Origin of the sequence: Mesorhizobium sp. M1A.F.Ca.IN.020.03.2.1, assembly GCF_004023205.1 — a bacterium.
Classification (GTDB): Bacteria; Pseudomonadota; Alphaproteobacteria; order Rhizobiales; family Rhizobiaceae; genus Mesorhizobium.
In genome coordinates this window covers 1-8747 of the sequence record NZ_RZSV01000228.1, presented here as the reverse complement: position 1 = coordinate 8747, position 8747 = coordinate 1, and the positions used below count along the sequence as shown (strand labels likewise).

Below are 8747 nucleotides of genomic sequence, written 5' to 3'. Positions count from 1 at the left end.
CTGCGCACACTGGGCGGCGCGCTTGGCGTCGCCCTGCTCGGCGCCGTCGCGCTCGGCTACGGCCTGCCGCTCGCCGCCGAGGGCTCGCAGACGCATATCGAGCTGACATCGGCAATGCCGTTCGTGATGATCTTCCTCACCGCCGGCATCACTCTTGTTCTGGCATTGACCGCGCTGGCGCTGATGCCGGAAAAGCCGCTGCGCGGCAAGGACGAGCACGCAGCGCCCGTGCTCGCCGAATGATCACGTCAATCGTGGACGCCGAGCTTCTTTTGCAGGCTGGTCGACGAGGTCGTGTACTGGAAGACGATGCGCTCGCCCGGGCTGACGATGCGTTTTGCGGCCTGCGCCATCAGGGCGACCTCATGGAAACCTGAGAGGATCAGCTTCAGCTTGCCCGGATACCAGTTGATGTCGCCGATGGCGAAGATGCCGGGAACCGACGTCTGGAATTTCTCGGTGTCGACCGGGATGAGGTTCTCATGCAGGTTCAGCCCCCATTCGGCGATCGGCCCGAGTTTCATGGTGAGGCCGAAGAACGGCAGCATGCGCGTACATGGCACCTCGATGTCGCCATCCGGGCCACCCTTGATGGTGGCGGACGAGAGTTGGCCGTCGGCGCCTGCGAGCCCGCTCACCTGACCGACCAGGAATTCCAGCTCTTTCATCTCCTGCATGGCGTACATCTTGTTGACGCTGTCGGGCGCAGCCCGGAATTCCGGACGCCGGTGGACAAGTGTCACGCTTTTGGCGATCGGCTGCAGGTTGAGCGTCCAGTCGAGCGCCGAATCGCCGCCTCCGACGATGACGAGATCGTGGCCGCGGAAATCTTCCATGCGCCGGACCGAGTAGAACACGCTCTTGCCTTCGTAGCTCTCGATGCCCGGGATGGGCGGTCGCTTGGGCTGGAACGAGCCGCCGCCCGCGGCGATCACCACCACCTTGGCTTCGAACACCTCAGCCTCGTCCGTGGTGACGCGGAAGCTGCCGTCCTCGAGCTTTTCGAGGCTTGAGACCATCCGGTTGAAAGTGAAGTCCGGCTTGAAGGGATGGATCTGTTCGAGCAGCTTGTCGACCAGACCCTGCGCAGTGATCATCGGCCAGCCGGGAATGTCGTAGATCGGCTTTTCCGGATAGAGTTCGGCGCATTGCCCGCCGGGACGGTCGAGGATGTCGATGAGATGGCACTTCATGTCGAAGAGCCCGAGTTCGAACACGGCGAATAGGCCGACCGGCCCTGCCCCGACAATGAGTACGTCCGTCTTGATCGTGTCCGTCATCAGCTCCGCCCCATTTTGGGAATGCTGGCGACAGTGCATGAGCATTGGCCCGCTGCCAAGCAGCCACGGCAAAATTGGAAATGGAGACTTGGTTCAGCCCTGCCGTTCGGGAACGCGCACGACCAGCCCGTCGAGCGCGTCGCGCACCTTGATCTGGCAGGACAGGCGCGAGTTGGGCCGGACGTCGTAGGCGAAGTCCAGCATGTCCTCCTCCATCGCTTCCGGCTCGCCGACCTCACCCGTCCAGGCCTCGTCGACATAGACATGACAGGTCGCGCAGGCGCAGGCGCCGCCGCATTCGGCCTCGATGCCGGGCACCGCGTTGCGGATCGCGTTTTCCATGACGGTCGAGCCGTTCTCGGCCTCCACGTCGAATTGAGTACCGTCATTGGCGATGTAAGTCAGCTTGGCCATTTGTCACCTGAGGAGTCGCAGCCGAGATAATCACTCCGCCGGACAAGTCAACTGCGGCGCGAAAGCGCCACCGCATGACGTTTTTTCTGGATGTGCTCCCTGGAGGACCTACCGGCTGATGGCGGCGATGAAGTCCCGCACTTCATCGATCAGCCCGCCCAGCTTCCTCAGGATGCGACCATCCTCAGGCTGCTTTTCAATGGCTGCAGCGCATTCGGCGACGGCAAAGGCGCCGATGCCGCGGGCCGAGCCTTTCAGGCCGTGTGCAAGGAGCACCCGTTCCTTGGCATCGGCATCGACGATCTTTTCGCGCACCGAAAGCGCCTGCTGCACGAACAGCGCCAGCACCTCCTGTTCGAGCGCGCGATCATCCATCGTCTGCCGCGCCAGGTGGGCCATATCCACAGGTCGCGAACCTGCCGTTCCCGACACGTCGCCGCCGGGCATGGAAAACGCAATACCAATCTCGCCACGCATACGCACTGCTACTCCAAGAAGGGGCCCGGCCGGCGGCCCAAAAATAGGCGGATTCCCGTCGCCAACGGGTTAACGATTGCCGGGAAAAAATGTTGTCACGGAGGCAGCCAAATCACGCCTCCGTTAACCTTATATTTAAAGTTTTACGTATCGCCGGGAATGCATGTTTTCTTTACCCGTGTGTGTCATTACGATACGAACGTCCATTTTCAGCCTCCTGTCTGGGACCAGACAAGCCAGAATCAGGCCAAAATCATAAGTCCCGCGGCAGCTAGTACAGGGTAGCGAAGGCATGGCTAAGAAACCGACGACGACCAAATCTCTCGAGAGCGACGTGGCCGCGGAACTGGAAAAGGCGCTTGACCTTGACCTGAACGGCGACGAAGGCGGGCTCGACATGGCGGCGTCGATGGAAGATCTCGAGGCCCAGATTTCGGCGGCCGCGGATGAACTGGCGCGCGAAGGCCGCAGCCATAGAATCGAGCCGGCAAATGAGCCTCAGGCCGCGAAGGCGGCGCCCCAGCCGAAGCCGGCGGAACTGCGCCCGCTCGAATCGCGCGCCTCGCAACCGAACGGTTTTACGCCGGCTCCCGCCGGTTTCACGCCGGCCAATGACGATCGCCAAAAGGATTACCGGACGCTTCTGCATGGCCTCAACCGGCGCGCTTCGAGCACCGTTTACTGGGTGATCGCGTTCATTTCACTCGCCTGGATCGCGGGCGCCGGCGGCCTCGCCAACCTGCTGTTCGGGCCGAGCATCTGGCAGATCCGCACTCTCGACCAGTTCTTCGCCCGCCCCGAGCTGATCGGCCTGGCGGTCGCGGCGATTATCCCAGTCATCCTGTTCTGGGCCTTCGCCGCCATGATCCGGCGCGCGCAGGAAATGCGCATCGCCGCGCAATCCATGACCGAAGTGGCCTTCCGCCTCGCCGAGCCGGAAAACCTTGCCCAAGACCGCGTCATGATGATCGGTCAGGCCGTTCGCCGCGAGGTCGCCGCCATGGGTGAAGGCATCGAACGCACTTTGGCCCGCGCCGTCGAGCTCGAAACCCTCGTCCACAGCGAAGTCAACCAGATCGAGCGCTCCTATTCCGAGAACGAAGCGCGTATCCGCTCGCTGGTCGACGGGCTGGGTAGCGAGCGCGAAGCTGTCGTTAGCCATGCCGAGCGCGTGCGCGCTTCGATCCACGGCGCGCACGAGACGCTGCGCGACGAGATCGGTGCCGCCAGCGATATCATCCGCGATTCGATCCTCAATGCCTCGACCAAGCTGTCGATGACGATCAACAATTCGGGTGACACGCTGATCGATCGCATCAATGAGAGCTCGCTGTCGATCTTCGACTCGGTGGAAACCCGGCTCGACACGATCACCGACCGCCTGTCGACCTCGGGCGAGGCCTTCGCCAGCCTGCTCGACACCCGCATCGCCAAGCTGACCGACACCACGGACGGCCTTACCCGTTCGCTGACCGATCTTCTTGACGATCGCACCAACGGCATGGTTTCGCTGCTCGGCGGCGCCGCCCGCACACTGAACTCCGAGTTCGAAGCAAGCCTCAGCGGCATCGAGCGGACGCTGGCCGAGCGCGGCCAGGCGCTGATCAGCGAGTTCCAGACCCGCGCCGAAGCACTCGACACCGGCACCCAGAAGCTCAATGCCGCGCTCGAAGCGCGTGCCCGCCAGATCAACGAAACTCTGGTCGAACGTGCGCGCGAGATCGCCAACACCTTCGCCGAGAGCAAGGACCAGCTGTCGTCGATGATCGATCAGGGCAAGACCCAGATCGGTGCCGACATGGCCGACATCATCTCATCGACCTCTTCCATGCTCGAAGCCCGCGCCACGGATTTCGCCGGACGCATGGAGGCGGCCCGCCATGTCGTGTCGCGCGCCTTCGACTCCGACATCCAGCGCCTCGCCGATGCTCGCGCCGGCATTGACGAAGCCATCGAAGACCACAGCCGGAAGCTCTCCGACAGCAGCAACCGTATGGCCGCCGCCATGCAGGAGGACCTCGCGAAATTCGCCGAGAGTCGCGCCGGCATCGATGAGGCCGTGGCCAGTCAGGTCCAAAAACTGGCCGAGGGCCGCAGCCTTATCTCTCGCGCGCTGGAAGAGGACCTGCGCAAGGTCAACGAGTCCCACGCGGCCATCGACGCCTCGCTCGGCGCCCATCTTGAGCAACTCCAAGAGAGTCGCAACCGCCTCTCCCAGGCGCTGAACGAAGACTCCGGCAAACTCGTGCAAGCCCGCACCATAATTGACGAAATGGTCGCTGGACATGTCGGCAAGCTGGCCGAGGGCCGCAACATTCTGGCGCGCGCGCTGGAAGCCGATCTCGGCAAACTGGCGGACAGCCGCGCCTCGATCGACGGCCTGGTCGCCGGCCAGGTCGAGAAGATCGCCGAGGGCCGCGCCGTGCTCGCCAAGGCGCTGGAGACCGACATCGCCGGGATAAGGGACCTGATCGAGACCCATTCGGCCAAGCTCGCGGAGGACAGGGGTGAACTCAGCCGCGCGCTGGAGGGCGACCTGAGCGGAATCCGAAGCCTGATCGACAGCCACGCCGGCAGGCTTGTCGAGGACCGCAGCCTGCTGTCCCAGACGCTCGAATCCGATCTCGCCAAGTTGGCCGAGAGCCGCGCCTCGATCGACGGCCTGGTCGCCGGCCAGGTCGAGAAGCTCGCCGAAGGCCGCGATATCTTGAAGCGTGCCCTGGAAGCCGACATCAACACCATCAGGGGTGCCATTGCGGGACACTCCGAGAAGGTGCAGGAGGAACGCGCTCAGCTGTCGCAGGCCCTGGAGGCCGACCTGCAGACCGTCGGCGGCGCAATCTCCGATCACCAGAACAGGCTCGTCCAGGACCGCGCCGTGCTGTCGAAGTCGCTCGAGGACGATCTGGCCAAGCTGGCCGAGAGCCGTTCCAGCATCGACGGCTTGGTGGCCGGCCAGGTCGAGAAGCTTGCCGAGGGCCGCGATATCCTCAAACGCGCGCTGGAAGCGGACCTCAACACCATCCAGGGCGCGATCGTCGATCATTCGCAGAAGATCGCCGACCATCGCGCCGAGCTGTCGCGCGTCCTGGATGCCGACATGGCCAATGCCAGCGGCCTCATGCAGACCCACGCCGACAGGCTGGTCCAGGACCGCTCGACCCTGTCCAAGGCCTTGGAGGACGATCTCGCCAAGCTGGCCGAAAGCCGGTCCTCGATCGATGGTCTGGTCGCTGGCCAGGTGGAGAAGCTGGCCGAAGGCCGCGATATCCTCAAGCGTGCGCTCGAAGCGGACCTCGCCAAGCTCGCCGAAAGCCGCGCCTCGATCGACGGCCTCGTCGCCGCCCAGGTGGACAAGCTCGCGGAAGGCCGCGATGTCCTCACGCGCGCCCTCGAGGCCGACCTGGCCAAGCTCGCCGAGAGCCGCGCCGGCATCGACGGGCTGGTCTCCGGCCAGGTGGAAAAGCTCGCCGAGGGTCGCGACATCCTCAAGCGGGCGCTTGAATCCGATCTGCAGAAGCTGGCGGAGAGCCGCTCGGAGATCGACGGCGTCATCGCCGGTCACATCGGCAAGCTGTCCGAAGGCCGCGACATGCTGGCCCGCGCGCTGGAAGATGACCTCGTCAAGCTCGCCGAAGCGCGCAAGGACGTCGACCGTTCGGTGTCCGGCCATATCGACCAGATCGCGGCCAAGAGCAGCGACATCTCGGCGGCGATCGCTGCCGATGTCGAGAAGATCGAGCAGGCCTTCAGCCGCCAGACCGGCATCATCGAAGAACGCGCCGGCACCATGGAGCGTGCGCTTTCGGCCGGCGTCGACAATGTCCGCGGCGTCCTCGAAAAGACCGCCGTCTTCGTTGCCGGCGCGCTGCGCGACAAGGTGATGGAAATCACCAGCACGCTACACGAGCAGGCGGGCGCCGCCTTCAGCGACGCCGATCGCAAGATCGCCGAACGCGCCGAACAGACTTCGGCTGCGCTGCTCGCCCGGGCCGAAGAGATTGCCAACGCCTTCGAGCAGGCCGACCGCCGCCTGCACGAGCGCGCGCAGGACACCTCGAGTATGCTGATGGCCCGCGCCGATGACGCGTCCAACGCGCTCATGGCCCGTGCCGAGGAAACCGCCGACAAGCTCGCCGCCCGCGCCGGCGAGATCGCCGGCACCTTCGACGCCGCCGATCAGAAACTGGTCGCCCGCGCGGTCGAAACGGCGCAGTCGCTCGCAGCCCGCGCCGGCGACATCCTGCGCAACTTCGAGGGCGCGGACGAGCGCCTCAGCATGCGCATCACCGAATCGGCCGAAGCGCTGGCCGCCCGCGCTTCGGATCTCGGCCGCATCTTCGACGCCGCCGACCAGCATCTGATCTCGCGCATTGCCGAAGGTTCGGAGGCGCTGTCGTCGCGGGCGTCTGAAATTGCCCGCATCTTCGACGACGCCGACAACCGTTTGGTGTCGCGCATCGCCAGCAGCACCTCGACCATCGGCGAACATGCCGACACCATTGTCGGCGCATTCGCCGCCACCGAGCAGCGCGTCGCCGACCGTGCCCGCCAGACCGGCCAGGAACTCGCCGTCCACGCCCGTGAGATCGAGCAGGCGCTCGCCGGTGCCGACGAACGCCTGGCCTCGAGCGCCGCTGCGGCCGCGGCCCGTGTCGAGGAGCAGGTTGCGAGCGTCGAGAACCGGCTCGCCTATGGCGCCGAAACGATGGGTCAGAAGCTCAACGAGCAGGTCTCCAGCGCCGAGGCGCAGCTCATATCGCGCGCCAACGTCATTGCCGAAACCTTCACCGCGGTCGGCCAGCATATCGGCCAGAGCACCAACGAGGCGGCAAAGACCATTGGCGCCAACACCCGCGAGCTCAACACCATGCTTGCGGCGCGCTCCTCCGAAATGTCGAAGATTCTCGACGAGACGGCGCGTCCGCTGGTCGAGCGCTTCGCCCAGGGCGGCTCCGAGCTGCAAAAGAGGATGGAAGAGGTCACCGAACGGGCGACCGAGAAGCTGCGCAGCGAAAACGCGGCCCTCGTCAATGCGCTCGCCAACCGTACCGCGGAGACGCTCTCGGCGGTCGAGAGCGCTCGCTCGACGCTGGCCGACAGCGTTGCCGACCTTATCGGCCGCATGACCACCTCCAGCGCGCAGCTCAGTCAGCTGATCGACCAGGCGGCCGTCAATCTCGGCCAGGTCGAGGAGCGCCTGAGCGGCAGCACGCAGAGCTTCGCGGCGACCACCGAGAAGGCGGCCCAGACCTTTGCCAGCTCGGCGCGCCTCGTTGATTCCAACACGACGCGGCTCACCGATCTGTCGTCGGCGACGTTGCGCGAGGTCGCCTCGATCGCGACCAAGTTCGACGAGCACAGCCGCCTGCTGTCGAGCGCCTCGGACCTGCTGAGCTCCGCGCAGAGCAATCTCGAGCACACGCTGGAGCGGCAGTCGTCGCTGGAAGACCTCGCCGTCGGTCTGGTCAAGAAGTCGGAAGACCTCGAGAAAGTCATGCGCTCCTTCGAGACTCTTGTGGGCCAGACGATGCAGAATGCCGAGGGCCGGACGATGGAATCGGCGGAGAAGATTCGCACCGCCATCGCCGAGGTCGTCGATTCGGCGACGCGCCGCTTCGCCGACGCGACCGAGGAGATGCGGCGCACCGCAGGTTCCATCAAGAGCGAGCTGGACCTCACCCGCGCCGAGCTCAAGAAGGGCGTCATCGAGATGCCGGAGGAGGCCAAGGAATCGACCTCGGCCATCCGCCGCGCCGTCGCCGAGCAGATCAACGCGCTCAAGGAACTGTCGGATATCGTTGCGAAATCCGGCCGCAGCGGCAGCAGCGAAACCGGCGAGCCGCGCGCCCTGCGCCCCGCGCCGCAGGCGCCCGCTCGCCCCGCCGAGCAGCCGCTGCGCCGCCCGCCGGCGTCGCAGCAGCCTCAGCCGGAGCGCCCGGCGCCGCAGGCACCGATCGGCGAGACGACGCTGCGCGGCACCCTCGATCTCGAGCGCCCGGCGGAAACGCCGCGCCGCGATCCGAACGGCCGCACGCAGCAGGGCGGCTGGGTGCGCGATCTCCTGACCAACGCCTCGCGCGAGGAAGAGCTGAAGCCGGCGACGCCCGCGGAAGCACCGCGCGCGACCCCTGCCCAGCGTTCGCCGCTGCATGTCATGGAATCGCTCAACTCTCTATCCGTCGACATCGCCCGCGCTATCGACCATGACGCCTCGATCGAGTTGTGGAACCGCTACCGCCGCGGCGAGCGCGACGTGTTCACGCGCCGGCTCTACACGCTGAAGGGCCAGCAGACCTTCGACGAGATCCGCCGCAAGTATCAGGCCGAGGCCGAGTTCCGCGCCGCCGTCGACCGCTACTGCGACGATTTCGAGAAGCTGCTCAAGGACGTATCGCGCAACGACCGCGACAACATCATGGCGCAAACCTACCTCACGTCGGACACCGGCAAGGTCTACACGATGCTGGCCCACGCCAGCGGCCGCCTGCACTGAACGGGGCACATGTCAGACACTGAAGCGGGGGCATTGCTCCGCTTCTTCATTTTAGAATCCACTTCCAGTTGACGCAGGTC

The 8747-nt window shown here is 65.4% G+C and carries 4 protein-coding genes and 1 pseudogene; 2 read left to right on the top strand and 3 right to left on the bottom strand.

Features of this window, described 5'->3' with window-relative positions:
- Positions 1–243: pseudogene (locus EOA79_RS26150) on the top strand (MFS transporter); the annotation flags it as partial.
- 5 nt (positions 244–248) lie between these two features.
- Here the strand turns inward: EOA79_RS26150 and EOA79_RS26145 are convergent.
- The 3 genes from EOA79_RS26145 to EOA79_RS26135 all read right to left on the bottom strand — a co-directional run bounded on the left by EOA79_RS26145 (position 249) and on the right by EOA79_RS26135 (position 2171).
- Positions 249–1280 (bottom strand): NAD(P)/FAD-dependent oxidoreductase, encoded by a 1032-nt coding sequence (locus EOA79_RS26145; protein WP_067319714.1) that lies wholly within the window; start codon positions 1278–1280, stop codon positions 249–251.
- Between the two features lie 93 nt (positions 1281–1373).
- Positions 1374–1694 carry a 2Fe-2S iron-sulfur cluster-binding protein gene (locus tag EOA79_RS26140; RefSeq protein ID WP_066992377.1) on the bottom strand — a complete coding sequence of 107 codons (321 nt, stop codon included), beginning with the start codon at positions 1692–1694 and terminating at the stop codon, positions 1374–1376.
- 108 nt (positions 1695–1802) lie between these two features.
- On the bottom strand, positions 1803–2171 hold the full coding sequence (locus EOA79_RS26135; protein ID WP_095825305.1) for an Hpt domain-containing protein: 369 nt from the start codon (positions 2169–2171) through the stop codon (positions 1803–1805).
- Between the two features lie 292 nt (positions 2172–2463).
- Here EOA79_RS26135 and EOA79_RS26130 point away from each other — a divergent pair, with 292 nt between their 5' ends.
- Positions 2464–8667, top strand: a complete 6204-nt coding sequence (locus EOA79_RS26130; protein ID WP_095825304.1) for a kinesin — start codon at positions 2464–2466, stop codon at positions 8665–8667.
- Positions 8668–8747: the final 80 nt, after the last annotated feature.